The organism is Microbacterium sp. WCS2018Hpa-9 (genome assembly GCF_031843745.1).
Lineage (GTDB): Bacteria > Actinomycetota > Actinomycetes > Actinomycetales > Microbacteriaceae > Microbacterium.
In genome coordinates, this window is record NZ_JAVTIY010000009.1 from 71,175 (window position 1) to 96,339 (window position 25,165).

General features: G+C 69.2%; 20 protein-coding genes. 8 read left to right on the forward strand and 12 right to left on the reverse strand.

Going from position 1 to position 25,165, the window contains the following annotated elements:
• Window positions 1-20: 20 nt before the first annotated feature.
• The gene (locus RQG82_RS17420; protein ID WP_311260053.1) at window positions 21-1,040 is read right to left on the reverse strand and encodes a DUF1648 domain-containing protein; all 1,020 of its coding nucleotides are present in this window, start codon (window positions 1,038-1,040) and stop codon (window positions 21-23) included.
• The gene (locus RQG82_RS17425) at window positions 1,037-1,387 is read right to left on the reverse strand and encodes a GntR family transcriptional regulator (RefSeq protein WP_311260054.1); all 351 of its coding nucleotides are present in this window, start codon (window positions 1,385-1,387) and stop codon (window positions 1,037-1,039) included. Before RQG82_RS17425 ends, RQG82_RS17420 begins: the two co-directional genes overlap by 4 nt.
• Before the next feature lie 99 nt (window positions 1,388-1,486).
• On the opposite strand from RQG82_RS17425, the gene RQG82_RS17430 reads away from it, so the two are divergent.
• On the forward strand, window positions 1,487-1,957 hold the full coding sequence (locus RQG82_RS17430) for a DUF4442 domain-containing protein (protein ID WP_311260055.1): 471 nt from the start codon (window positions 1,487-1,489) through the stop codon (window positions 1,955-1,957).
• A 49-nt stretch (window positions 1,958-2,006) separates the two neighbouring features.
• Complete coding sequence (locus RQG82_RS17435; RefSeq protein WP_311260056.1) at window positions 2,007-3,233, forward strand: APC family permease; 1,227 nt, start codon at window positions 2,007-2,009, stop codon at window positions 3,231-3,233.
• On the opposite strand, the gene RQG82_RS17440 is transcribed toward RQG82_RS17435, so the two are convergent.
• On the reverse strand, window positions 3,234-4,037 hold the full coding sequence (locus tag RQG82_RS17440; RefSeq protein WP_311260057.1) for a helix-turn-helix domain-containing protein: 804 nt from the start codon (window positions 4,035-4,037) through the stop codon (window positions 3,234-3,236).
• 2 nt (window positions 4,038-4,039) lie between these two features.
• Complete coding sequence (locus tag RQG82_RS17445) at window positions 4,040-4,273, reverse strand: hypothetical protein (protein ID WP_311260058.1); 234 nt, start codon at window positions 4,271-4,273, stop codon at window positions 4,040-4,042.
• A gap of 102 nt (window positions 4,274-4,375) precedes the next feature.
• Here RQG82_RS17445 and RQG82_RS17450 point away from each other — a divergent pair, with 102 nt between their 5' ends.
• Entirely contained in the window at window positions 4,376-4,900 is a 525-nt protein-coding gene (locus RQG82_RS17450) for a VOC family protein (protein ID WP_311260059.1), read from the forward strand.
• Here the strand turns inward: RQG82_RS17450 and RQG82_RS17455 are convergent.
• From RQG82_RS17455 to RQG82_RS17470, 4 genes are all read right to left on the reverse strand, one after another.
• Complete coding sequence (locus RQG82_RS17455) at window positions 4,869-5,681, reverse strand: SGNH/GDSL hydrolase family protein (RefSeq protein WP_311260060.1); 813 nt, start codon at window positions 5,679-5,681, stop codon at window positions 4,869-4,871. The two genes, RQG82_RS17450 and RQG82_RS17455, sit on opposite strands and share 32 nt — an antisense overlap.
• A 61-nt stretch (window positions 5,682-5,742) precedes the next feature.
• Window positions 5,743-6,993: an ATP phosphoribosyltransferase regulatory subunit gene (locus tag RQG82_RS17460; protein ID WP_311260121.1), complete on the reverse strand. Its 1,251-nt coding sequence runs from the start codon at window positions 6,991-6,993 to the stop codon at window positions 5,743-5,745.
• A 65-nt stretch (window positions 6,994-7,058) separates the two neighbouring features.
• A complete protein-coding gene (locus RQG82_RS17465) occupies window positions 7,059-7,739 on the reverse strand; it encodes a MazG family protein (RefSeq protein ID WP_396653634.1) in 681 nt (226 codons plus the stop codon).
• Between the two features lie 34 nt (window positions 7,740-7,773).
• On the reverse strand, window positions 7,774-8,940 hold the full coding sequence (locus RQG82_RS17470; RefSeq protein WP_311260061.1) for a Na+/H+ antiporter NhaA: 1,167 nt from the start codon (window positions 8,938-8,940) through the stop codon (window positions 7,774-7,776).
• 84 nt (window positions 8,941-9,024) lie between these two features.
• Here RQG82_RS17470 and RQG82_RS17475 point away from each other — a divergent pair, with 84 nt between their 5' ends.
• Window positions 9,025-11,712 carry a phosphoenolpyruvate carboxylase gene (locus RQG82_RS17475; protein WP_311260062.1) on the forward strand — a complete coding sequence of 896 codons (2,688 nt, stop codon included), beginning with the start codon at window positions 9,025-9,027 and terminating at the stop codon, window positions 11,710-11,712.
• A 150-nt stretch (window positions 11,713-11,862) separates the two neighbouring features.
• Window positions 11,863-13,233 carry an NADP-specific glutamate dehydrogenase gene (gene gdhA, locus RQG82_RS17480; RefSeq protein WP_311260063.1) on the forward strand — a complete coding sequence of 457 codons (1,371 nt, stop codon included), beginning with the start codon at window positions 11,863-11,865 and terminating at the stop codon, window positions 13,231-13,233.
• 75 nt (window positions 13,234-13,308) lie between these two features.
• On the opposite strand, the gene RQG82_RS17485 is transcribed toward gdhA, so the two are convergent.
• The 3 genes from RQG82_RS17485 to RQG82_RS17495 all read right to left on the reverse strand — a co-directional run bounded on the left by RQG82_RS17485 (window position 13,309) and on the right by RQG82_RS17495 (window position 18,671).
• Complete coding sequence (locus tag RQG82_RS17485) at window positions 13,309-14,742, reverse strand: APC family permease (RefSeq protein ID WP_311260064.1); 1,434 nt, start codon at window positions 14,740-14,742, stop codon at window positions 13,309-13,311.
• A gap of 156 nt (window positions 14,743-14,898) precedes the next feature.
• Entirely contained in the window at window positions 14,899-18,048 is a 3,150-nt protein-coding gene (locus RQG82_RS17490; RefSeq protein ID WP_311260065.1) for an aminotransferase, read from the reverse strand.
• Complete coding sequence (locus tag RQG82_RS17495; RefSeq protein WP_311260066.1) at window positions 18,045-18,671, reverse strand: gamma carbonic anhydrase family protein; 627 nt, start codon at window positions 18,669-18,671, stop codon at window positions 18,045-18,047. Before RQG82_RS17495 ends, RQG82_RS17490 begins: the two co-directional genes overlap by 4 nt.
• A gap of 196 nt (window positions 18,672-18,867) precedes the next feature.
• Here RQG82_RS17495 and RQG82_RS17500 point away from each other — a divergent pair, with 196 nt between their 5' ends.
• Window positions 18,868-19,749 carry an SDR family oxidoreductase gene (locus tag RQG82_RS17500; RefSeq protein WP_311260067.1) on the forward strand — a complete coding sequence of 294 codons (882 nt, stop codon included), beginning with the start codon at window positions 18,868-18,870 and terminating at the stop codon, window positions 19,747-19,749.
• A 64-nt stretch (window positions 19,750-19,813) separates the two neighbouring features.
• Here RQG82_RS17500 and mfd read toward each other — a convergent pair whose 3' ends face one another.
• Window positions 19,814-23,407 carry a transcription-repair coupling factor gene (gene mfd, locus RQG82_RS17505; protein ID WP_311260068.1) on the reverse strand — a complete coding sequence of 1,198 codons (3,594 nt, stop codon included), beginning with the start codon at window positions 23,405-23,407 and terminating at the stop codon, window positions 19,814-19,816.
• An 80-nt stretch (window positions 23,408-23,487) separates the two neighbouring features.
• On the opposite strand from mfd, the gene RQG82_RS17510 reads away from it, so the two are divergent.
• Complete coding sequence (locus tag RQG82_RS17510) at window positions 23,488-24,051, forward strand: GNAT family protein (RefSeq protein WP_311260069.1); 564 nt, start codon at window positions 23,488-23,490, stop codon at window positions 24,049-24,051.
• A gap of 46 nt (window positions 24,052-24,097) precedes the next feature.
• Window positions 24,098-24,961, forward strand: a complete 864-nt coding sequence (locus tag RQG82_RS17515) for a DNA-formamidopyrimidine glycosylase family protein (RefSeq protein WP_311260070.1) — start codon at window positions 24,098-24,100, stop codon at window positions 24,959-24,961.
• Window positions 24,962-25,165 lie beyond the last annotated feature (204 nt).

Below are 25,165 nucleotides of genomic sequence, written 5' to 3' on the forward strand. Positions count from 1 at the left end.
GGGTTCGCCGAGGGGCGTGGTCATCGGCGTGCGGCGGCGGCCAGGACGGATGCCGCGGTGGCGGCGTCGTCGACGGTGACGACGAACACCCGGCCGTTCGTGCGGGTGACCTCGAGCGCCTCACCGGCGCGCAGCACGAAGCCGCGCCGTCCGTCCGTGGCGATGCGGTATCCCCAGCCGCCGAACTCGGCGAACGGGTCGACCTGGATCGAACGGGTGCTCGCAATCTCCGTGGCGGGGATCTCGAGTCGTGGCCAGCCCGCTGCCGAGCGCACCCGGAGACCCGCGGCGCTCGCGCGGACCCGGAACGAGAGACCGCTCGCCACGAGGATCACGAGGATCAGCGCGATGACCGCGACGATCCATCCGTCAGCCACGCCCCGTGCAAGGAGCAGCACGCTCATCGCGATCGTGAGGAAGACGCCGATCCCCAGGACCACCTGACCGCTCCGGGCGATGCCGACGGTCTTCATCCATACGGCGCGTTCATGATCGGCGAGCGGCAGGGGTTCCGCCGGCGCCTCGGATGCTGCGGGCGCGAACTGCACCTTCGGCTGCAGGAACCACCCGGCGGCGGCCAGCCCGGCTGAGACCGCGAAGAAGACCGGGACCCACGGCGTGATGTCTGCGGCCTCGGCCGCATCCGTGAGGCCGCGCTGAGCGGCGGTCGAGACGACGGCGAGCATCGACATCATGCCCGCGATGCCGAGGCTTGCAGCTCCGAGCACGCGGGCGGTCGTCGACCACTGCGGTGGTGCACTCGACGTCGCTGCACCGTGCGGGGGCCGTCTGTGGGAGTACAGGGCGATGATCGCGAACAGCACGATCGTCCCGCCGCCCAGACCGATGAGCAACGCCAACGGCGTCCAGCGCGGCCCGAAGCCGTCGACCCCGTCGAGGCCCCAATGGACCGCGGCCGGATCGGGGATCTCGGGCAGCCAGGCGACGACGACGACGGCGGCGAGCGCGATCAGGGCCGCGGGGACGATCACCCCCACCCACCAGAACGCGGTGCGGGCTCGGCGGATCTCGGCGGTCATGCTTCGGTCTCCTTGATGAGGGCGGCCAGGGTGGGGGGCGAGAGGCCGAGTGACGCCGCTCGGGTCACGAGGGCGGCGATGTCGTGGGAGAGCTCGGCGAGTGGGGCGGCGGCTGGGGACACGACGGCTCCCCTGCCCCGTCGCAGATCGATCAGTCCTTCGTCTCGCAGCTGCTGGTAGGCGCGGAGCACCGTATGAAGGTTGATCTCGAGCGCATCCGCGAGCTCGCGGGCGGAGGGGAGTCGGTCGCCCGGCGTGAGCCGGCCGGCGAGGACGTCGGCGCGGACGGACGCCGCCACCTGATCGAAGAGCGGCCGAGCACTGTCGGGGTCTATGCGGATCAGCATCCCGCCTCCTCTCTTCTACTAGTTCTACATAAACTATAATAACTGTTCGAACCCTCCAGTGATCTTTGTGGCGATCCCGGCATCATCCACACTGACTTCATGCGCATCACTCCTCGCCGCCTCGCCATCGGCATGAGCCTGTGGATCCCCAATCTCTTCAGCGGCATCCGCATCCGCCGATTCAGCGAGGACTGGACCCACGCGACCGTCGAGCTGCATGTGAACGTCTTCACGCGCAATTACGTCAAGACGGCCTTCGGCGGTTCGATGTCGGCGATGACCGACCCGTACTTCTTCATGCTCGTCATGCATCAGCTCGGACGCGAGTATGTGGTGTGGGACACGCGCGGCGAGATCGAGTTCGTCAAGCCGGGACGCGGTGTGCTCACGGCCGAGTTCGACGTCAGCAGGGAGCGGGCCGCGGAGATCCGCGAGCGCGCACACGGTGGGGCGAAGGTGCTCGAGTGGTTCGAGACGGTGATCACCGACCGCGACGGCGATGTCGTCGCAAGAGTGCGTCGCGAGGTCTACATCCGCGAGAAGAAGCGCGTCACCGCGGCTCGCAGCTGAACCGCGACCGGGTCACCGGAAGTTCACCCTCGCATGACACGATGACGGGATGCCCCTCGCACGCCGCCTGAGACTCGGCGACGCCGTCGCCATCGGACTCGGCTCGATGATCGGCGCCGGCGTGTTCTCGGTGTGGGCTCCCGCGATGAGTGTCGCCGGCAGCGGCATCCTGGTCGCCCTGGCGATCGCCGCGATCGTCGCCTACTGCAACGCCACCGCGTCGGCGCAGCTCGCTGCAGCGCACCCTGTCGCCGGCGGCACCTACGCATACGCCAGAGCAGAGATCGGTCCGTGGTGGGGCTTCGTCGCCGGCTGGAGCTTCGTGATCGGCAAGATCGCGAGCTGCGCCGCGATGGCCATGACCTTCGCCGCCTACGCCGCACCCGAGAGCTGGCAGGTGCCGGTGGCCGTGGGGGCGGTCGTCGCGCTCGCGACCGTGAACTGCTTCGGAGTGACCCGCACGGCTCTGGTCACCAGGATCCTCGTGGTGTGCTCGCTGCTCGGGCTCGCCCTGGTCGTCGCGACCGGACTCGGCGGATCGTCTGCGGCGTCCCCCGCCCCTCTCCTGGACGCCAGCGCCTACGGCGTTCTGCAGGGCGCAGGTCTGCTCTTCTTCGCGTTCGCCGGATACGCGCGCATCGCGACGATGGGCGAGGAGGTCGTCGATCCGACCAGGACCATCCCCCGCGCCATCGCCCTCGCTCTGGGCGGCGCGGTCGTCGTCTACACGCTCGTCGCGATCACGGTCATCGTCGTCCTCGGCGGCGACGCGGCGACGAGCACGACGCCTCTCGCCGATGTCGCCGCGGCCACCGGGTGGCAGGCTCTCACCCCGGTCATCCGCGTCGCGGCGGCGGCAGCCTCGCTCGGCGCTCTGCTCGCTCTGCTCACGGGCATCGGGCGGACGACCCTGGCCATGGCCCGCGAGCAGGACCTGCCGCGGTTCCTCGCGAAGATCGACGAGCGGTGGCAGGTGCCGCGTCGTGCAGAGATCGCGATCGCGCTCATCGTCGCCGGCATCGTGCTCGTCGCCGATCTGCGCGACGCGATCGGGTTCTCCTCGTTCGGGGTGCTGCTGTACTACCTCATCGCGAACGCCGCGGCGTTCCGGCAGCAGGATTCCGCGCGCCGCTATCCCCGCGCGCTGCAGGTCGTCGGGGCGCTGGGCTGCCTGATGCTCATCAACACCCTTCCGGTGCTGGCGTCGGCGATCGCAACCGTGGTCGTGCTCGTCGGGGTGCTCTATCGGATGGCCCGCCTCCGACTGTCGCGGTGATCAGGTCTGCGCACTCGCGTCCGGGGATTGCTCAGACGCCCCGGCACGGTACGTGCGAGGGGCCATGCCGAGGATGCGGCGGAAGTCACGCGTGAGGTGCGCGTGATCGGCGTATCCCAGGTCTGCCGCGAGGCCTGACAGCTCCAGCCCCGGGTCGAGGCGCAGCCGTTCGGCGGCCTGCTGAAGACGACGACGACGGATCATCGCCGCCGGTGAGACGCCGATGTGTCGGTGGGCCAGTCGCTGCAGTGTGCGCACCGAGACGGCCAGACGCATCGCCGCCTCTTCGACCGTGTCTGCGGCGTCGTCGCCCATGAGCACGTCGACGAGCGCGTTCGCGTGCTTCGCGGCATCGTCGACGGGCCCGACCCGGCGCACGAGCCAGTCGGAGAAGACTGCGACGGCGCGCTCACGGCGCCCGTCGCCCGTGCACATGGCGGCGCCGATCGCATCCGCAAGGTCGGGCGCGTCGATGATCGTCTCGGTGTCGACGAGCTCAGCCGGGTCGTCGACGAGCGCTGCCACAGCGGCCGGTCGCAGCAGCGCGCCGACCGCCCAGCTCGTTCCGCGCAGGTCACGATGCGACGCCCGTGTCGTCGCGCCCGACAGAGTGACCGCGCCCTGCTCGACCACGAGGTTCAGCGCCGGGTAGCCGACGACCTCCTGCCGCGAGGACCGGCCCGGCTCGATCGACCACTCCGGGATCCAGAACCACACGGCGAGATCCCGCGCGGCTGCCGCGGGCGGCAGCCGATGGAACTCGGGCAGCCGGGCCGGGTACAGCACCCCACGGGTCGAACGCATGTCTACTCGTCGCTCGGGCGAGCCGCTGGGGGCCCCGCGACACTCGGGGCCGGCGCCGGAACGGGGTCAGCAGGCGGCCACACCACGAGCAGGAACGCCGCGATCGGCCCCAGGAACACGGTCAGCACGAACCATGCCAGTGCAGACCTGTTCCGCGTTCGCGCGAACCCGCCGGCGAGGATCGCCACGGTCAGCCACATCGCCGACACTGTCCCTCCGAGGTAGTCAAGATCCATGCCCTCGACCATACGACCCTCAGCCCTAGGAGCGGACGCACCCGGCGAAGCCTGTCGCCGATGTTCAAGCGCACTCCCCTGAGGGTTCCGTACCGTGAACGCATGACCACCGAGAACACGACCGGCGTGACCGGCGAACACACCACCGACGGCCGCCCGCACAGCGCGACCTCGCTCACCCCGTTCCTCGCGATCGCCGGGGCCAGAGACGCGATCGACTTCTACCGAGACGTCTTCGGCGCTCGCGTCGTCGACATCACGGAGTTCGGGGGCGTCGTCGCCCACGCCGATCTCGACTTCGGCTTCGGCCGCCTGCAGCTGGGTGAACCGAGCCCCGAATATCACCTGGTTCCCGCGCCGTCGGGCGACGATGACTGCTATTCGATGGGCCTCTACGTCTCAGACGTCGACGCCGTGGTCGAGCGGGCGGTCGCCGCGGGGGCGACAGTGCGTGAGGCTCCGTCTGCCTTCGTCTCGGGCGACCGATTCGCGAGCATCCGCGACCCCTTCGGCGTGAGGTGGTCGGTGATGACCCGCGTCGAAGACCTCTCGGACGACGAGAGCGCGCGTCGCGTCGCCGACTGGGCCGCGTCGTTCAGCGCCGCACCGTCTGACGACGCGAGCTGAGAGCCGCCTCCGCCGCGAGGCACGCGGCAGGGAGCAGCACCTCGGCCGTGCGCCGGTAGCCGAGCGGGCTCGGATGGAAGCGATCCAGGCTGAACATGGCATCGGGATCGTCGAAGAACATCGGGCCCACGGCTCGGCGGAGATCGACGGGCCGCGCCCCGGCCGAGCGTGCGGTCTCGGCCTGCGCTTCGGCCAGCCTGCGCGACACGCTCGAGATCAGCCTCCGCAGCGGCTGTGGCACGGGGCGCAGAGCGCCGAGGTCGGGGCACGTTCCGACGACGACCTCGGTGCCCTGGCGGCGCAGGTGCAGGATCGTGTCGCGTAAGTGCTGTGTGGAAACGGCGATCGGGAGTCGGTGCGTGACGTCATTGCCTCCGACCACGATCACAGCCACGTGCGGTGCGTAGCCATCGGGCAGACCCGCGAGCTGAGCGGCGAGATCGGGCGACTCCGCACCGACGGCCGCGGCGGTGCGCAGGCGCACGGGCCGCCGCATGCGCCGTGCCATTCCTTTCGCGAGCCGTCCGCCGAGCGTCTCCTTGCGGCGCTCGGCGCCGAGACCCGCCGCCACCGAGTCGCCCAGCACGAGAAGCTGCACAGGATCGCCGTCGAGCGAGCGGCGCCAGACGCGATCGGCATCGATCGACTGCTCGCCGAGCGGCTTGCCGATGCGCCGACGCGCGATCGCCGCCTGACGCCTGAGCACGAACCGGATGCCGACGACGGCCGAGACCGACGCGGCACCGATCGCGGCGAAGGCGACGAGATGCGGTCGACTCATGCCTCGATTCGATCCGACCGGCGTGAACGCCGAGTGAACGGCATCCGCAGTCGTACGGGATTCAGGCCAGCGGCTTGAGCTCCAGCTCGGCAGTGCCCGTCGACACCGTCGCGAACTCGGTGTACCCGTCGGCGGCCGAGCGCTCGAGCAGCGCCTTGACGTTCTTCGTGCGCCGCTCCAGTCGCACCCTGGCACCGGATGCCACGAGTGCAGCCTTGTGCGTGACGAGCTCGGCGACCGGCACGTCGGCGTCGTGGATGAGCACGACGGCGCGTTCGCCGGCATCCGCTCCCGCCGTCACGAGATCGACGAGCCTCTCGAAGCCGAGCGAGAAGCCCACGGCCGGCACCTGCTGACCGAGGAAGCGCCCGATCATGCCGTCGTAGCGTCCGCCGCCGCCGAGCGAGTACGACACCGACGGATGCGCGAGCTCGAAGATCGTGCCGGTGTAGTAGCCCATGCCGCGCACGAGGAACGGATCGAAGATCAGCGGGATGTCGGTCGCACCACGACCCGCGGCGACGGCCTCGCCGATGCCCACGAGGTGCCCGACGATCTCGTCCGGGGCGTTCTCAGGAAGCGCCTTGCGGATCTGCCGCTCACCGAACGGGTTGTACTCCATGGTCTGCGGACGGAGGAGGAAGGCCTCGAACGCGTCGACGGCCGCCGCTGCCGAGCCGCGCTCGCGCAGTTCGGCAGCGACGCCGTCTGGGCCGATCTTGTCGAGCTTGTCGATCGTGATCAGAACGCCGGGGCGCTCCTCGCCGGTGAACCCGAAGCTGTCGAGCATCCAGTCGAGCGCTCGCCGATCGTTGATGCGGACGGTCGCTCCTTCGAGGCCCAGCGCGTCGACCGCGTCGAGAGAGGCGACCATCAGCTCGGCCTCGGCGCGAGACGAGTCGTCGCCGATGATGTCGATGTCGCACTGCACGAACTGGCGGTAGCGACCCTTCTGAGGGCGCTCGGCGCGCCAGACCGGCCCGATCTGGATGGCGCGGAACACACCGGGAAGCTGCCCGCGGTTGCTCGCGTAGAAGCGTGCGAGGGGAACAGTGAGGTCGTAACGCAGACCCAGGTCTGCCAACGCGCTCTGGTCGCCGGCAGCATCGCGGATCGCGTCGGCGTCGAGGCCGCGTCGCAGCACGTTGTATGCGAGCTTCTCGTTGTCTCCGCCGATGCCGGCGTGCAGTCGCGAGTACTCCTCGAGCGCGGGGGTCTCGATCTCGTCGAAGCCATGCGAGCGGTAGCGATCGCGGATGACGGCGAGGACGCGCTCGCGACGGGCCTTGTCGGCGGGGAGGATGTCGCGCATTCCGCGCGGCGGGTTCACAGTAGCCACGGCTCCATCTTTCCAGGTCGACGGGACGGGCTGTGGCCTCAGGCCCCCGATTCCGCCTCGCGGACCTCAGCCTCGACCACTCTGAGCCGTTCTCGCAGCGCTCGTTCCGCATCCCAGCCCTCGGCGCGGGCGACCGCGACGAGGCCGAGCAGCGCGTCACCCAGCTCTGCCTCCGAGGTCGGCGCAGCGGCAGCCACCACTGCACCAGCCCCGGCAGTGACGACGCCGGCCCCCGCAGCTCGACCGACGGTCTTCTGCGCCAGGGCGAGCGCCGGCATCCCGCGCGGGATGCCGTCGAGAACGCTCCGCCTCGTGCGCTTCTCCGCCGCCTTCGCGGCATTCCAGTGCACGAGGACCTCTTCGGGCGTCGTCGCGACCTCTCCGGCGAAGACATGAGGATGCCGCCGCACCATCTTCTCGGTCAGAGTCGCCGCCACATCGTCGATGTCGAACGGGTCGTCCGCATCCTGCGCAGCGATCGCGGAGTGGAACAGCACCTGCCAGAGCAGGTCGCCGAGCTCTTCGCGCAGATCGTCGCGTGTGCCGTTCTCGACGGCGTCGATCACCTCGTGCGACTCCTCGATGAGGTACGGCACGAGATCGCGGTGCGTGATCTGCTGAGACCAGACGCAGCGCTCTCGCACCTCGCGCATCGTCTCGGCTGCGGCACGCAGGGGGTCGTGGTCGGGCTCTGCGCTCACTGGCCATCCTTCGGACATCACTTCTCCTGCCTTCGTCGTCCCTGTCCCGTGATCACGGGTTCACGACGCCCTGGCGTCGGTACGCGCGTGCACGCAGGGAGACGATGACCCCCGACAGGACGAGCGCCACGAGCGAGCCGACGAGCACGCCCAGGATCGCCTGGTCGCGGATGCCCGCATCGGTCGCGAAGGCGAGGTTCGCCAGCAGCAGCGAGACGGTGAAGCCGATTCCCCCGAGCGCACCGGCGGCGAAGATGTCGGCGAACGGCAGGGCGGGGGCCGCACCCCGGGGGCGGATCCGCATCGCCAGCCACCCGAACAGGGAGATGCCGATGACCTTGCCGACCGGCAGTGCTACCGCGATCCCCCAGAAGGCGGGCGACAGCTCTGACGGGGCGAGAGCGGGAATCACCACGAAGGCGGCGACGAACGCGAAGGTCGGCAGAATCGCGCCGTTCACCGTCGGTTCGAGAACGTGCCGGGTGCGTGCGGCGGGAACGGGCGACATCACGAGCCCGAGCATCACGCCGGCGATCGTGGCGTGGATGCCGGAGGAGGCCACGAGGCCCCAGGCGACGATGCCGACCACGATCATCGCGACGGCGATCGCCGGATGCCCCTTGGCATGCAGCAGTCGACTGAGCAGCCAGAAGGCGACCACGGCGGCCACGGCGAGCGCGAGGAAGAGCCACTGCACATCGTGTGCGAAGAGCACCGCGATGAAGATGATGCCGATGATGTCGTCGAGGATCGCCAGCGCGAGCAGGAACACCCGCACGTTCGACGGAAGCCCCCGGCCGAACATGGCGAGGACGCCGAGCGCGAAGGCGATGTCGGTCGCGGTCGGGATGGGCCATCCGGTGGCGGTCGCCGAGTCGCCCGCGATGAGGAGGTAGACCGCGATCGGCACCAGCACACCACCTGCGGCGGCGATGGCCGGCTGCACGGCCTTGCTCGGCGAGTCGAGCTCACCGTGGGTCAGCTCATGCCGCAGCTCGATCGCCACGACGAGGAAGAACACCGCGAGCAGTCCGTCGGACACCCAGTGCTCGATCGAGAGGTCGAGGACGGTGCCGGGGACCGCGATATGGAAGTCGAGCACTGCGGCGATCGCGTCGTGCGAGGGCAGATTCGCCAGCAGGATGCCGAGCCCGGCCGCGACGAGCAGAAGGACAGCGGGAAACTGCTGCCCACGGAGAGGGTTCGCGGAGATGCGCATCGCCCCCATGGTAGTTGCGGCCGCCCCGCGTCTCACATCGTCATGCGTTCAGAGCACTGCCCCGGCCCGGGATACTCTCGAACGGTGACCCCCGAACACGCCTTCCCCGAGCCCACTGACACCTCGGCCATCCGCATCATCGGTCGTTTCGAAGCGGGCCGCGGCATTCCGGATGCCATGCGCACCGATGTGAGAATGCTCGGCGCCCTTCTCGGCCAGGTTCTGCGCGAAGCGGGCGGAGACGACCTCTTCGAGGACGTCGAGCGCCTGCGGCTGGCGACGATCCAGGCCTACGACGAGGAGACGTCCGACGCCTTCGACCGCGCTGCGGCGATCGCCGAGTCGTTCACGATCGCCCGTGCCGACGAGGTCGCCCGCGCGTTCACCTGCTACTTCCACCTCGTCAATCTCGCCGAGGAGCATCAGCGTGTGCGGGTGCTGCGCGAGCGCGCCGGCCAGCCGGGCCGCGAGGATGCGGCAGACACCGTCGCCACCGCGTACGCGCGCCTGAAGACCGAAGTGGGCGATGACGAGGCTCGTCGTCGCCTCGAGGGACTGCGCTTCCACCCCGTGTTCACCGCTCACCCGACCGAAGCTCGTCGCCGCGCCGTGTCGTCGAGCATCCGCCGTCTCTCCGAGCTGCTCACCCAGCACGACGCGGCGAGTGAAGGCGGAGCCGAGGAGCACCGCGCCCGACGTCGGATGCTGGAGGAGATCGACACCCTCTGGCGCACGGCTCCGCTGCGCGCCGAGAAGCCGTCTCCGACCGACGAGGTGCGCACGGTCATGGGCGTGTTCGACGAGACTCTCTTCACCACCGTGCCGCACGTGTACCGCCGCATCGACGACGCGCTGCGCGGAGACGACTCCGGCTCCAGTGCACCTGTCGTCCCCGCCTTCGTGCGCATCGGCTCCTGGGTCGGCGGCGACCGCGACGGCAACCCCTTCGTGACGGCATCCGTCACACGAGAGGCCTCGCAGATCGCCTCCGACCACGTGCTGCGTGGCCTCGAGCGCGCGCTCGAGCGCATCGGCCGCACGCTCACCCTCAGCGCCGAGGACACTCCTCCGAGTGACGCCGTCTCGGCGCTCTGGGATTCGTTCGCGGCCGCAGAGCCGCGGATCGCAGGCGAGCTGGCCGCCCGCTCCCCCGGCGAGCCCCACCGACGGGTGCTGCTCGGCCTGGCACATCGCGTCGCGGCCACCAGGCACGGCGACGAGCAGGCGTACGCCCGCCCGGAGGAGCTGCTCGCGGACCTCCGCGCGGTGCAGTCGTCGCTGTCGGACGCCGGCGCGAAGCGCCACGCCTACGGCGGCGTGCAGCACCTGATCTGGCAGGTGGAGACGTACGGATTCCACCTCACCGAGCTCGAGGTGCGTCAGCACTCGCAGGTGCACGCCAAGGCCCTCGCAGAGCTCGAGAGCGGCGAGCCGATCGGCGCGCAGACCGAAGAGGTGCTCGAGGTCTTCCGCGCGATCGCCGAGATCCAGCGCGACCGGGGCCTCCGCGCCGCCGGGCGCTACGTCGTGTCGTTCACGCAGGCGGCCTCCGACCTCGCGAACGTGCACCGGCTCGCGAAGCACGCGCTCGGCGACGATGCGCCCGTGCTCGACGTCGTCCCCCTGTTCGAGACCTTCGCCGACCTGCAGGCGGCCCCCGGCATCCTCGCCGAGGCGGTGACGTTCCCGGAATTCCAGGCGCGCCTCGCAGCGACGGGCAACCGGCTCGAGGTCATGCTCGGATACTCCGACTCGTCGAAGGACGTCGGCCCGGTCGCCGCCAACCTCGCGCTGTACGAGGCGCAGGAGAAGATCGCGCAGTGGGCGCAGGAGTCGGACATCGAGCTGACACTGTTCCACGGCCGCGGCGGCGCCCTCGGACGTGGCGGCGGACCGGCCAACTCGGCGATCCTCGCGCAGCCGCCGCACTCGGTCGACGGGCGCTTCAAGCTGACCGAGCAGGGCGAGGTCATCTTCGCCCGTTACGGCGAGCCGGCCATCGCGATGCGCCACATCGACCAGGTCGCCGCCGCGACCCTGCTCGCGTCCTCGCCGAGCGTCGAGAAGCACACGAGCGACGCCGCGGCGCGTTTCTCCGACATCGCCGCCGTCATGGACACCTCGTCACGCGAGCGGTTCTTCTCGCTCGTGAAGGCCGAGGGCTTCGCGCCCTGGTTCGCCACGGTGACACCGCTCGAAGAGATCGGCCTGCTCGCTCTCGGCTCGCGACCTGCCCGGCGCGGGCTGTCTGTCGAGTCGCTCGAAGACCTGCGCGCCATCCCGTGGGTGTTCGCCTGGACCCAGGCCCGCATCAACCTGGCCGGCTGGTTCGGTCTCGGAACGGCTCTTGCCGCCGTCGGCGACGAGGCACGACTCATCGAGGCCTATCGCGACTGGCCGCTGCTGCGCACCATGATCGACAACGTGGCGATGAGCCTCGCGAAGACCGATGAGCGCATCGCCCGCCAGTACCTCGCGCTCGGCGACCGCGACGATCTCGCGCAGCTCGTGCTGGAGGAGCTCGCGCTCACCCGCGAGTGGGTCATCCGCCTCACCGGCGGCGTCGGACTGCTCGAGAACAAGCCGATCCTGCAGCGCGCGGTGCAGCTGCGCACGCCGTACGTCGACGCCCTGTCGCTGCTGCAGCTGCGTGCTCTGCGTGCGCTGCGGGACCCCGCCGAGGCGACCGGATCCGGTGCCGATGACGAGCAGAAGCGCCTGCTGCTGCTCTCGGTCAGCGGCGTCGCGGCCGGCCTGCAGAACACCGGGTGATCGACGCCTATCGCCCCTGAGCGAGTGCATGCCGGTGTGAAGGACCTCGCATCGGCGTGCCCGCTAGAGTGAAAACTCCGCCCGATCCGGCGTACCCTCACGCGACACGATCGCACGCAGCACCATCCACCGATCAGAAAGCTCTTTCGCGTGACCTCTTCGCCATCCGCCGACTTCCACCCGCTCGCAGAGTCCGTTCAGCCCGTGTTCGACACGGTGCTCACCCGCAGCCCGCACGAGCCCGAGTTCCAGCAGGCTGTGCACGAGGTGCTGAACTCGATCGCACCGGTGCTGGCACGCAACCCGCAGTTCGTCGACGGCGGCATCCTCGACCGTCTGGTCGAGCCCGAGCGTCAGATCCTGTTCCGGGTGCCGTGGGTCGACGACGCCGGTCGCCTGCAGGTCAACCGCGGCTACCGCATCCAGTTCTCGTCTGTTCTCGGCCCGTACAAGGGCGGCCTGCGCTTCCACCCCTCGGTCAACCTGTCGATCATCAAGTTCCTCGGGTTCGAGCAGATCTTCAAGAACGCACTGACGGGTCAGGGCATCGGCGGCGGCAAGGGCGGCTCCGACTTCGACCCGCACGGTCGGTCGGATGCCGAGATCATGCGCTTCTGCCAGTCGTTCATGAGCGAGCTGTACCGCCATCTGGGTGAGCACACCGACGTCCCCGCAGGAGACATCGGCGTCGGCGGCCGCGAGATCGGCTACCTCTTCGGCCAGTACCGCAAGATCACCAACCGTCACGAGTCGGGCATGTTCACCGGCAAGGGCACCGGCTGGGGTGGCGCCGAGGTGCGCACCGAGGCCACCGGGTACGGGGCCGTGTTCTTCGCGCAGGAGATGCTCGGCGTGCACAACGACTCGCTCGACGGCAAGCGCGTCGGAGTCTCCGGCTCGGGCAACGTCGCGATCTACGCGATCCAGAAGGCATCGCAGCTCGGCGCGACCGCTGTCACGGCATCCGACTCGTCTGGTTATGTCGTCGACGACGCCGGGATCGACGTCGATCTGCTGCGTCAGATCAAGGAGGTCGAGCGCGCGCGCATCGTCGAGTACGCGAACCGACGCCCCGGCGCGCGGTTCGTCGAGGGCGGCAGCGTCTGGGAGGTGCCCGTCGACATCGCGGTGCCCTCCGCGACACAGAACGAACTCGATCTCGACGCTGCCGAGGCACTCATCGCCAACGGCGTGCGCGCCGTCTCGGAGGGCGCGAACATGCCCTGTGTCCCCGCAGCCGTCGAGGCGTTCCAGGGCGCCGGCGTGCTCTTCGCCCCCGGCAAGGCCGCGAACGCCGGCGGCGTGGCGACCTCTGCGCTCGAGATGAGCCAGAACGCCTCGCGTCAGCGGTGGAGCTTCGATGCCAGCGAGAACAAGCTGCGCGAGATCATGGCCGACATCCACAGCGCCGCGTTCGACGCCGCAGAGCGCTACGACGTCGCGGGCGACTACGTCGCGGGAGCCAACATCGCCGGCTTCGAGCGCGTCGCCGGCGCGATGCTCGCCCAGGGCGTGATCTGACGCACTCGCGCCTCGCGCGCCCGTGCACGCATGAAGAGCCGCCTCCCTCAGGGGGCGGCTCTTCTGCATCCCGCGTCAGCTCTCGTCGACCGGCGTCTTCACGACCTTGTTGAACCCGGTCACCGGCTGATTCTCATCGAACGCGACGACCTTCTTGCGGAACCCCCTCGTGATCACGGCGAGGTAGATCAGGCCGAGCGCCGTCCAGATCAGACCTCCGGTCAGGGCGTCCGCGTGCAGGTTCACCCACAGCAGCCCGGTGAGCAGCATGCCGATCCCCGGCATCACGATGTACGAGAAGATGTCGCGCGGCGTGTGGCGACGACCCTTGCGGATCGCGAACCACGCGATCACCGAGATGTTGACGAAGGTGAAGGCGATCAGCGCGCCGTAGTTGATCCATGCCGCGATCAGCTCGAGGGTGAAGGGGATGGCGAGCAGCGAGATGGCGCCCACCAGCACGATGTTGAAGGTCGGCGTGTGCGTGCGGGGGTTGATGTAGCCGAAGGCCTTCTGCGGCAGCACGTTGTTGCGCCCCATCACGAGCAGCATGCGCGACACCGATGCGTGCGAGGCGAGCCCCGATGCCAGCGTCGCGCAGAAGCCCGCGGCCGTCAGCACGGCCATGAGCACGTTGCCGCCGACGAGGTTGCCGATGATCGGCAGCGTCGAGTCCTCGACGTACTGCATGTCGCCACCGGGGGCGAACTCGTTCCAGTCCGGGAACCGCAGCTGCGTCACGTACGCGGCCACGAGGAAGATCGCTCCGCCGAGCAGCACCGTGAGCAGGATCGCCTTCGGCATGATCTTCGGGTCCTTCGCCTCCTCGGCGTACATCGTCACGGCGTCGAAGCCGATGAACGAGAAGCAGACGATCGTGGCGCCCATGAGCACCGCGCTCATCGTCGCCCCGTCGTGGATGAAGGGCGCTGCAGACGCGATGGTGCCCGCACCCTCACCACGCATCAGCTGGGCGACGACCATGACCACGAACACGACCATCACGACGATCGAGAACACGAGCAGGATCATGTTCATGTTCGAGGTGCCGCGCATGGTCATGTAGATGATGCTCGTGACGAGGATGCAGTACAGCACCACCCAGATCCAGCCGGGGATGTCGGGGAACAGCGCCTCGAGGTAGCTGCGGATGATGAGGCAGTTGACCATCGGAAGCAGCACGTAGTCGATGAGCGAGGTCCAGCCGACCATGAAGCCGAGGTTCGGATGGATCGATTCACGCACGTACGTATAGGCGGAGCCGGCGCTCGGGATGGCGCGGGAGATCTTGCCATAGCTGATGGCGGTGAAGACCATCACGACGAGGGCGACGAGGTAGGCGGCGGGGACGACGTTGTCTGTATCGCGGGCGACCATGCCGAACGTGTCGAACACGACCGTCGGGGTCATGTAGCCGAGGCCGAGACCGACGATCGCCCAGAGACCGAGATTTCGTCGCAGTGTTCCGCCACCCTGCGCGAGCGGCTTCGTCTTGATGGGCGTGGCCATGAGTACTCCTTCGGGAACAGCGCAGGGGCCGGACTTCGGGCGGTCCGACACTGACGCTCAGTATGTACCCGGGATATTCCTCAGCGGAAGAGCAGATCTGATTCGAAATACGCATTTAACATGCCGAATCTCCGCGTGATTCGAAGACGTGGCAGATCACCAGCCTTCGGTGAGCACCCGATCCAGCATCGCGACGACATGGTCGGCGCTCTCGATCGTCAGACAGAGCGGAGGTTTGATCTTCAGCACGTTCGAGCGCTCCGAGGTCGTGAGCACGATCACGCCGAGCTCCCGCATCCGCTCGCAGATCGCCGCGGCTTCAGCATCCGCCGGCTCCATCGTCTCGCGATCGCGCACGAGCTCGACGCCGAGATAGAGCCCCTCGCCGTGGACGAAACCTATCAGCGGATGCCGATGCGCCAGCGCACGAAGGGCGTCTGCCAGATGCCGGCCGACCTCGAGCGCATTGCGCTGCAGGTCGTCTTCGACAATCGCGTCGAGGACGGCGAGGCCGACGCTGCTGCTGACGGTGCTGCCACCGGCTGAGGAGAAGAACTGCCCCTGGGTGCTGAGCGCGTCGGCGATCCGCTTCGATGTGATCACACCCCCGATGGGGAAGCCGTTGCCCATCGGCTTGGCGATCGTGACGATGTCGGGGACCGCGCCGGACTGCTCGAACCCCCAGAAGGTCGACCCCATGCGTCCGAAGCCCACCTGCACCTCGTCGGCGATGCAGAGACCACCCCGCGCGCGCACGAGTTCGTAGGCACCCATCAGATAGCCGTCTGGCAGGAGCACTCCCCCGGCGTTTCCGAGCACGGACTCGCACAGGAAGGCGGCGGGGTCCCTGCCGCCTGCGGCGAGGCGGTCGAGGTCTGCGGAGAGGTCGGCCAGATACCGGTGCGCCGTGTCGGCACCGCGATAGGTGCCTCGAACGGGGTTGGGCACGTCGGCGACGTGCACCCAGTCGGGCCGCGTAGCGAGAGCATCCGGGTTGTCGTAGGCGCTGGTCGTGACCGCATCGCTCGCCATCGTCCACCCGTGGTAGGCCTCTCGGAGCGCCACCACGGTGCGTCGACCGGTGGCCGCCTGCGCCAGTCGGATGCCGAGGTCGACCGCCTCCGAGCCGCTGTTCACGAGCAGCACGGTGTCGAGACCGCTCCCCTCGGGCATCAGCGCGATCAGCCTCTCGCTGTACTCGGCGAGATCGCGGAACAGGAACCGCGAGTTGGTGGCGAGCGTCTTCAGCTGTCGATTCGCCGCCGCCGCGACCCGGGGATGACCGTGTCCGAGTCCCGCGACGTTGTTCACCATGTCGACGTAGCTGCGACCGGTCGTGTCGACGAGATGATGCCGCCAGCCGCGCTCGATCTGCGGCGGATGCTCGTAGTAGCGCTCCTGCGCGGCCGCGAAGATGCGCTCCCTGCGCCTGAGCTCCTGGCCGGCCTCGTCACGCTGCGCGTGGGAAGCGAGCCCGAGCAGCGCGGCCGGATCTGCCGTGAAGCGGCTCCACGCCGCGACGCGATCAGGGGCCACGAGATGCGCGGCAGTTGGCGCATCGGGCCGCGGAGCCGGAAGCGACGGAGCATCGACTCGCCCGAGGCCGACGACGATCGTCCTGTTCTCGAAGGATGCCGCGAGCCTGCCGATGCTCTCGCCCCGCTCGACTCGCCCGCTGCGATTCGGCTCGAGGTCGGCGCTTCGGAGCTCGAGCACCCACCCGCCGTCGAGTGCGATGCGTGCGCCGACCTCGGTGATCTTCAGCTCGCCCCCTGCCGGCGCGATCATCCGCGACGACGGCCCAGGGGCGACGTGCACCTCGGTCTCGACCGGCCAGGTGGCTGCAGCACTCGCGGTGTCGATCGTCGCACGAGTGAGCCGGAACACACCGTAGGGCACGACGGCGGCACGAGCGCCCTTCGCATGCGCCTCGGCGACGAGGAGCGCCTCTGCGTCGGGATGCGCCCACCGCCCGGCGTCCAGCCCCTCGGCCTCGACACTCGGATCGACCACGACGACGCGACCGTCGAGCTCGGGCAGAAGGGTCGACAGCTCGGGGCGCACATCGTCAGCGGTGTCGAGCGGTGACGAGCCGGGCTCGGTCTTCTCGAGCTCGGTCTTCTCGGGCGCAGGAGACTCTGGCTCAAGAGTCTCTGCCGCTGCTGCCTCGGGGTCTTGAGTGTCGGGGTCTTGAGTGTCGGGGTCTTGAGTGTCGGGGTCTTGAGTGTCGGGCTCCGGCACCGCCGGGTGTGAGGCCGTCTCCGTCGGCATCTCGAACTGAGGCGACTCGAACCCGAGCCGAGCGAGCACCAGCTCGGTCGCCTCGGTGAGCGGAACGGCAGTCGCGGCGTCGAAGATCGCCTGCTCGCCCGCGATCCGCTCGCGGGCGTAGTCATTGTCCCCGTCGATCGCGAGCTGTCTCCAGCCGCTGGCGACGAGAAGGGCGGCGCGCAGCACGACCAGTGGCCAGACGGCGAGCGCCTCCTCACGGGTGAGCGGTGCGTCGGCATGGAACGCGGCCACGGCGTCGAGCGCACGGAGCGGGCGCTCGGGCTCGTGGTGCAGCATCGAAGAGACGCACACCGCCAGTTCGGCGACCCGCCACCCGAGCCCCAGGTCGCCCAGATCGAGCACGGTGTGCGGGTGCAGTCGGGCATCGTCACCGCGCCTCCCGGTGACGTTGTCGTCGGTGAGGTCGCCGTGGATCGGCTGCACCGGCAGTGCCTCGGCCACGATCGACAGTGCCGTCTGCGCCTCGTCCGCAGCCGTGCGCACGCGGGAGCGCAGCTCGGCCTCCGTCACCGCCGGGGCGAGAGCGCTGATCTGCTCGTACGCGACGCGCATGTCCCACATCTGGTCACGCTCGAGACCCGGGTGCTCAAGGCCGGCGAGCGCGTTCACGGATGCCGCCGCCAGGGCGCCGAACTCGGCGAGGACGACGGGGGCGAGATAGCCCGCGTCGACCAGCGGCTCCCCCTCGGCGAACTCACTGCGGCGCACCGCGAATCCCCGCCAGCGCTGCGTGAGCTGCCCGTCATGCCCTGGAAGCACGGCGGGAACCCGCACGCCGACCGCACGATACGCATCGAGAGCCGCATGCTGGGCGGCGCGCGCGTCATCGCCGAAGACCGGGTTGTCGACACGCAGGACACTGCGCGATCCGTCGGCTTCGACCAGCACGAAGTTGCGATCCTGATTGCTGCCGAGCTCGCTCGCCACCGCCTCGACTCCGTAGCATTCACGAGCGATCAGCGCGGCGTCTTCCGTGCTGATGTCCGGTCGGACGAGCCCTGCGCCGTCACTCACCCTCGACCCGCCGCGCGGCCGTCGGCGTCGAGACGCACATCGTCAGCATGCCGGGCCAGCGAGCTGCCGTAGCGCTCGGTCAGCTGCACCATGAGGTCGGGGGTGTCGCGATCCACGCCGAATACGTGCCCTGGGAAGTCGAGTTCGGGTTGTGCGGCCGAGATCTCCGCCTCCCGGTCAGGAGACAGGAGCTGCACGGGATCTCCGACCGCGACCCAGCCGATCGGCACGACCGTTCCCGACGGCAGCACCGCTCGTCGGTGCACGATGGCGTTCACACGGACCTCGCATCGATCGCCCACCAGAGCCCCGTTGAAGACCCGTGCGCCGGACGCGAAGAAGACCTCCTCGCCGACGGTCGCCCCCGCGATGCTCGCGAGAGTTCCCACGAGCGTGTGCGAGCCGATGTGCACGGCGTTCGCGGCCGTGGCCCTGATGAGCGCGTTCTCCATCACGATGACGTGCTCGCCGATCCTGATCGGGCCGCCCTCGGCGGTGATGACAGCGCCGTGCAGCACTTGGCAGTCTGGTCCGATCGTCACGTCTCCGGAAATCACGGCGGTGGGAGCGACGACGGCGGTGTCATGGATCCGGGGCCGAGCCCCGAGGTGCTCGTACAACATGACGCCAGCGTAGCGCCGACGCGATGGTGCCGAGAGTCACTTTTCTGGTCGCCACGCGACGACCCTGAGCACACGGACGAGAGCAGCGATCGTCCTGCTACGCTGACGCCCATGCAATGCAGGTGACTCGATCCCTCCCCGTCCCCGGCCGCCCTTCGGCGTGCCCGCGGCTTCTCCGATCGAAAGGCTCATCGCCATGCACTCCACCGACCTTCCCCTATTCGGACGCACCGCCCTGGTGACCGGTGTCTCCCGCAGACGCGGCATCGGATTCGCGACCGCGACGACGCTCGCGTCTCTCGGCGCGAACGTGTTCCTCCACCACTTCCGCCCCCATGATCTCGACCACCCCTGGGGCGGGGACGACCTCGACGCGGTTCGCGCGGGCATCCGCGACTCCCTCGCATCGGGCGCCGTGATGGGCGACGTCCAGGCGGATCTCCGCGACCCCGACAGCATCGAACCGCTGCTCGACGCCGCCTCATCGCTCTCGGGCCGGCTCGACATCGTCGTCTGCAACCAGGCGATGAGCGGCGGCGACGGCACGATCTTCGACATGACCGCCGACCGACTCGACGCGCACTGGCAGGCCAACGCGCGCGCCTCGCTGCTGCTCACCGCCGGCCTGGCGAGGCGAGTCCGCCATGAGCTCGGCGGTGCCGAGACTCCGGTCGCCCGTCCGGGCGACCGCGTCCCGTCGCTCGGGCCCTTCGAGAAGCCGACCGCTCACGTCGTCTGGATGACCTCCGGTCAGGGGCACGGAGCGATGCGCGGCGAGATCTCGTACGCGACGAGCAAGGCCGCGCTGGCGGGGATCACGCGCTCGACCGCCGCTGAACTGCTCGATGTCGGGATCGTGCTGAACACCGTCAATCCGGGCCCGGTGAACACGGGCTACCTCGACGCCGACACCACTGATCGCGATCTGTCGGGCGTCGACGAGTGGATCGACGGCACGCCGTTCGGCCGCATCGGCCGCCCCGATGACCCGGCCCGCCTGATCGGCTGGCTGTGCACCGACGCCGGCTCGTGGGTGGTCGGTCAGGTGCTGACCACCGACGGCGGATTCTCGCTCTAGCCCAGCGGCAGAGCACGCGGGGCGTCGAACTCCCGGACGAGTCGACGCCTCGCGTCTGCGCGGTCTACGCCCCCGCGGCCGCCTCGGCGGCGACCGGCTCGGCGACGACCGGCTCGGGGAAGATCGCCGTGAACAGCTGGCCGACCCACTCGAGCAGCTCGGCCGCCTGCAGCGGTTCGAGTCCGACTCCCACGGCGGCGGGCACGGTCGGCATCGGCACGACGATCGCCTCACCCCCGCCGACCAGCTTCGCCTTGGGGTACAGCCGCTGCAGGCGCACCTTGATCGAGTCCTCGAGTCGGGCAGGCGCGATGCGCAGGTTCGAGCCCATGACCACGACGTCGGAGAGCCCGGCTCTGGCCGCGCGACGGCGAAGGCGGGAGACGGCGATCAGGCCGGTGACCTCGTCGGGAGGGGTGCCGTAGCGGTCGGTGAGCTCGTCGATGACGAGATCGATCGCGTCGTCCTTCGCCGTCGCCGTCGACGCCGCTGACAGCTTCTGGTATGCCTCGAGACGTAGTCGCTCGCTGTCGATGTAGTACTCGGGGATGCGCGCGTCCAACGGCAGCTCGAGGCGCAGCTCCTGGCCCGACTCGACGTCTTCGCCGCGGAACGTCGCGACGGCCTCGCCGATCATGCGCAGGTAAAGGTCGAAGCCGACTCCCGCGATGTGGCCGGCCTGCTCGCCGCCGAGCAGGTTTCCGGCGCCGCGCAGCTCGAGGTCCTTGAGCGCGACCTGCATTCCGGAACCGAGGTCGTTGTTCACCGCGATCGTCTGCAGCCGGTCGGCCGCCGTCTCGCTGAGCGGCTTCATCTCGTCGTAGAGGAAGTACGCATACGCGCGCTCGCGACCTCGACCGACACGGCCGCGCAGCTGATGCAGCTGGCTCAGGCCGTACTTGTCGGCCCTGTCGATGATGATCGTGTTCGCGTTCGCGATGTCGAGACCCGTCTCGATGATCGTGGTCGAGACGAGCACGTCGAACTTGCGCTCCCAGAAGTCGTCGACGACCTGCTCGAGCGCGTGCTCGCCCATCTGGCCGTGCGCCACGGCGATGCGCGCCTCGGGCACCAGCTCGGCGAGCTGGGCAGCGACGCGCTGGATCGACTGCACGCGGTTGTGCACGAAGAACACCTGACCCTCGCGCAGGATCTCTCGGCGGATCGCCGCCGCCATCTGCTTGTCACTGCGGGGGCCGACGAACGAAAGGATCGGATGCCGGTCCTCCGGCGGCGTCGCCAGCGTCGACATCTCGCGGATGCCGGTGACCGCCATCTCGAGCGTGCGCGGGATGGGGGTGGCGCTCATCGCGAGGATGTCGACGTTCGTCTTCATCTTCTTGAGGGTGTCCTTGTGCTCGACGCCGAAGCGCTGCTCCTCGTCGATGATCATCAGGCCGAGGTCTTTGAACATGACCTGATCGGTGAGGATGCGGTGCGTGCCGATCACCATGTCGACCGTGCCGTCGAGCAGGCCGTCGAGAGTGAGACGCGCCTCCTTGTCGCTCTGGAAGCGCGACAGCGGACGCACCTTGACGGGGAATCCGGCGAAGCGCTCGGTGAACGTCTCGAGGTGCTGCTTCACGAGGAGCGTGGTCGGCACGAGCATCGCGACCTGCTTGCCGTCCTGGATCGCCTTGAACGCCGCGCGCACGGCCACCTCGGTCTTGCCGAAGCCGACGTCGCCCGAGAGCAGCCTGTCCATCGGGATCGGTCGCTCCATGTCGGCCTTGATCTCGTCGATCGTCTGCAGCTGATCGAGGGTCTCGGCGAACGGGAACGCCTCTTCGAGCTCGCGCTGCCAGGGCGTGTCGGGGCCGAACGCATGACCCTTCGCGCTCATGCGCGCCGAGTACAGCTTGACCAGCTCGACCGCGATGTCGCGCACGGCCTTGCGAGCCTTGCCCTTGGCCTGCGACCAGTCACTGCCGCCCATCTTCGAGAGGGTCGGCCCCTCACCGCCGACGTACTTCGAGAGCAGGTCGAGCTGATCGGTGGGCACGTAGAGCTTGTCGCCGGGATAGCCGCGCTTCGACGGGGCGTACTCGAGCACGAGATAGTCGCGCACCGACTTCGTCGCGTTGCGCCCGCCGGTCGACACCTCGCGCTGCGTCATCTCGACGAAGCGGCCGATGCCGTGGGTGTTGTGCACGACGAAGTCGCCCTGCTTGAGCTGCAGCGGATCGACGACGTTCTTGCGACGCGACGCGAGCTTCTTGACGACGCGCTGGTCTCCGCCGATCGTGCGCCCGTAGAACTCGTTATCGGTGAGGACGGCGAGCTTCGCCTCGCGGATCTGGAATCCGGCCTCGACCGAGCCGGTGACGAGAGTCGCGACGCCGGTGTCGGGCGCGTCGGTCAGCTCGGACACGATGCGAGCGGCGATGCCCCGGTCGGACAGCACGTCGCGGGCACGGTCGACGAGGCCCGCTCCGGCGGCGATCACGACGACCCGCCAGCCGTCTGCGATCTTCGCCTCGACGAACGAGATCGCACCGTCGACGTTTCCGTGGAACGACGGGATGACCGAGGCGTCGATGGTCTCGGCGTCCTCGCCGCCCATCGAGAACGGGCTCAGCCGCCACCAGACGCCGCCGCGATCGCGGACGACCTCGCGCAGCCGGGCGATGGTGAGGAAGTCGCCGGCACCGAGATCGATGGGGGCCGATGCACCCGAGGTCGCCGCACTCCAGGCCGCGTCGAGGAACTCGCGGTTGGTCTCGCCGAGCGTGATCGCACGGGCGCTCGACCGTTCGGGGTCGACGACGGCGGTCGCGACGCCCTCGGGCAGGTACTCGGCCAGTGACTTGAGCGGACCGGAGACCGCCGGAAGAAGAGACTCCATGCCCTCGACCGGGATGCCCTCGGCCATCTTCTCGAGCATGCCGGCGATCGCCGGGAACCCGCTGATCAGCGCTCGCGCGCGATCGCGGACGTCAGGGGTCAGCAGCAGCTCGCGGCTCGGCGGCAGATCGACACCGTCGACATCGCCCGGAAGCGAGCGCTGATCGGCGACCGAGAACGAGCGGATCTGGTCGATCTCGTCGCCGAAGAACTCGACGCGGAACGGATGCTCCGAGATCGCGGGGAAGACGTCGAGGATGCCGCCGCGCACGGCGAACTCGCCACGGCGCGACACCATGTCGACGCGCGAGTAGGCGCGCTCGACCAGCTGCTCGACGACGTGATCGAGCTCATGACCTCGACTGCCTGCACGAAGCTCGAGCGGGGCGATCTCGCCGAGGTTGCCGGCGATCGGCTGCAGTGCGGCTCGCACGGAGGCGACGACGACGAGGGGGTGGTCGCCCGACCACTCGGCGATGCGACGCAGGGTCTGCAGTCTCTGACCCACCGTGTCGGTGCTGGGGCTGAGTCGCTCGTGCGGCAGCGTCTCCCACGCGGGGAAGGTCACGACCTCTGCATCGGGGATGTACGCGGCGAGTGCGGCAGCGAGGCTCTCGGCGCGTCTGCCGGTCGGGACGACGGTCAGGAGCGCGGCGGGATGCCCGGCCGCCCGGCGCTTCTCGAGCAGACCGGCGAGAGCCGGAGCGTCGAGTCCGTCGACGAGGCCGAGGTCGGCATCGGTCTGCGCCCAGCTGAGGGCGTCACGAAAAAGAGACGCCTCTTCCAAGGCGCGCAGAATCCCCGGAACAGTCACCGGACAAGCCTAGCCGCGACCGCCGACACTGGCATCGGGATCGGCAAGGACGCGCGCCTCGCGAGCCGTAGGATGCCGGGATGGAACCGGTCATCCTCACCACCGAGCGCCTCGTCCTGCATGTGCCGGACGAGTCGGACATCGACGCGATCACGGCGGCCTGCCAGGATCCGGAGATCCCTCGATGGACGACCGTGCCGAGCCCGTACACCCGTGAGCACGGCGAAGGATACGTCCGTCTGATCGGCGAGTGGTGGGCCGACGGCAGTCAGGCGATCTGGTGCGCCTATCGCGACGACGAGCTGGTGGCCTCGATCGGACTGCACCACATCGTCGAGCATCCGACCGGCGGGCACGCCGAGATCGGCTACTGGGTCACGGCATCCGCCCGAGGCAACGGCTACCTGGTCGAAGCGGCTCGCGCCGTCGTCGACTGGGCATTCGTCGAGCTCGGCCTCGCCCGACTGGGCTGGCGTGCGGTCGCCGGCAACGTCCCGTCGGCCCGAGCTGCCCGTGCGCTCGGGTTCCGGTACGAGGGGCTGGGGCGCCAGGCGCTCACCAACGAACGCGGGCGCGACGACGGATGGTTCGGCGGGCTCCTCGCGACCGACGATCGCACCCCGGTGGACTGGCCGGTCTTCTGAGGGGGTGACCTAGCCGCGTGTCCGACGTCGGTGGCAGGATGAGCGCATGCCTGAGATGCCGGAGGTCCAGGGCCTGACCAGCTTCCTCGCCGAGCGCACGGTGGGGCGCACGATCGTCCGCACGAGCGTGGGGGCCATCGCGGCTCTGAAGACCTACGACCCGCCCAACACCGCTCTGCACGGGGCCGAGATCACCGCGGCATCGCGCCGGGGCAAGTTCGTCGTGCTCTCGTGCGGCGACGACCTGCACCTCGTCTTCCATCTGGCCAAGGCGGGCTGGCTGCGTTGGTACGAGACCCTGCCGACGACCCTCATCAAGCCGGGCAAGTCGCCCATCGCCGTTCGAGTGGGCCTCGACGACGAGAGCGGATTCGACCTCACCGAGGCCGGCACGAAGAAGTCGCTCGCCGTCTATGTCGTGCGCGACCCCGAAGAGGTGCCCGGCATCGCCCGCCTCGGCCCCGACCCCCTCGCCGAGTCGTTCACACGCGACGCGTTCGCCGCCCTGCTCGACGGCCGGCGAACGCAGATCAAGGGGCTGCTGCGCGACCAGAGCGTGATCGCGGGGATCGGCAACGCCTACTCCGACGAGATCCTGCATGCCGCGCGCATGTCGCCGTATGCGATCGCCGACAAGCTGGGCGACGACGAGATCGATCGCCTGTACGCCGCCATGCGAACGACGCTGACGGATGCCGTCGTCGAGGCCTCCGGCAAGCCGCCGGCCGACCTCAAAGACGCGAAGCGCCGCGGGATGCAGGTGCACGCCCGTCGCGGCGAGGCATGCCCGGTGTGCGGCGACACCGTGCGCAGCGTCTTCTTCGCGGACCGCTCGATGGAGTACTGCCCGACCTGCCAGACCGGGGGCAAACCGCTCGCCGATCGTCGCCTGTCACGGCTGCTCAAGTAGCACTTCGACGCGGAATGAAACGCAGTCAGATGTGTTGAGTACACTCAGAGCATCAACGTGCTCCGGGGTCGGTGAGAATCCGAACCGGCGGTGACAGTCCGCGAGCGTCTCGGTTCTCCGAGATGCCGATCCGGTGGAATTCCGGGACCGACGGTGGTGCGAGGCGCAGCCTCGCTAGTCCGGAAGGGAGGCAGCACGGTGCGC

Excerpts from the sequence above, each read along its gene's own strand:
- RQG82_RS17420 (WP_311260053.1), bottom strand. The coding sequence starts at position 1,040 with ATGACCGCCGAGATCCGCCGAGCCCGCACCGCGTTCTGGTGGGTGGGG.
- RQG82_RS17425 (WP_311260054.1), bottom strand. The coding sequence starts at position 1,387 with ATGCTGATCCGCATAGACCCCGACAGTGCTCGGCCGCTCTTCGATCAG.
- RQG82_RS17430 (WP_311260055.1), top strand. The coding sequence starts at position 1,487 with ATGCGCATCACTCCTCGCCGCCTCGCCATCGGCATGAGCCTGTGGATC.
- RQG82_RS17435 (WP_311260056.1), top strand. The coding sequence starts at position 2,007 with ATGCCCCTCGCACGCCGCCTGAGACTCGGCGACGCCGTCGCCATCGGA.
- RQG82_RS17440 (WP_311260057.1), bottom strand. The coding sequence starts at position 4,037 with ATGCGTTCGACCCGTGGGGTGCTGTACCCGGCCCGGCTGCCCGAGTTC.
- RQG82_RS17445 (WP_311260058.1), bottom strand. The coding sequence starts at position 4,273 with ATGGATCTTGACTACCTCGGAGGGACAGTGTCGGCGATGTGGCTGACC.
- RQG82_RS17450 (WP_311260059.1), top strand. The coding sequence starts at position 4,376 with ATGACCACCGAGAACACGACCGGCGTGACCGGCGAACACACCACCGAC.
- RQG82_RS17455 (WP_311260060.1), bottom strand. The coding sequence starts at position 5,681 with ATGAGTCGACCGCATCTCGTCGCCTTCGCCGCGATCGGTGCCGCGTCG.
- RQG82_RS17460 (WP_311260121.1), bottom strand. The coding sequence starts at position 6,993 with ATGCGCGACATCCTCCCCGCCGACAAGGCCCGTCGCGAGCGCGTCCTC.
- RQG82_RS17465 (WP_396653634.1), bottom strand. The coding sequence starts at position 7,739 with ATGTCCGAAGGATGGCCAGTGAGCGCAGAGCCCGACCACGACCCCCTG.
- RQG82_RS17470 (WP_311260061.1), bottom strand. The coding sequence starts at position 8,940 with ATGCGCATCTCCGCGAACCCTCTCCGTGGGCAGCAGTTTCCCGCTGTC.
- RQG82_RS17485 (WP_311260064.1), bottom strand. The coding sequence starts at position 14,742 with ATGGCCACGCCCATCAAGACGAAGCCGCTCGCGCAGGGTGGCGGAACA.
- RQG82_RS17495 (WP_311260066.1), bottom strand. The coding sequence starts at position 18,671 with ATGTTGTACGAGCACCTCGGGGCTCGGCCCCGGATCCATGACACCGCC.
- RQG82_RS17500 (WP_311260067.1), top strand. The coding sequence starts at position 18,868 with ATGCACTCCACCGACCTTCCCCTATTCGGACGCACCGCCCTGGTGACC.
- RQG82_RS17510 (WP_311260069.1), top strand. The coding sequence starts at position 23,488 with ATGGAACCGGTCATCCTCACCACCGAGCGCCTCGTCCTGCATGTGCCG.
- RQG82_RS17515 (WP_311260070.1), top strand. The coding sequence starts at position 24,098 with ATGCCTGAGATGCCGGAGGTCCAGGGCCTGACCAGCTTCCTCGCCGAG.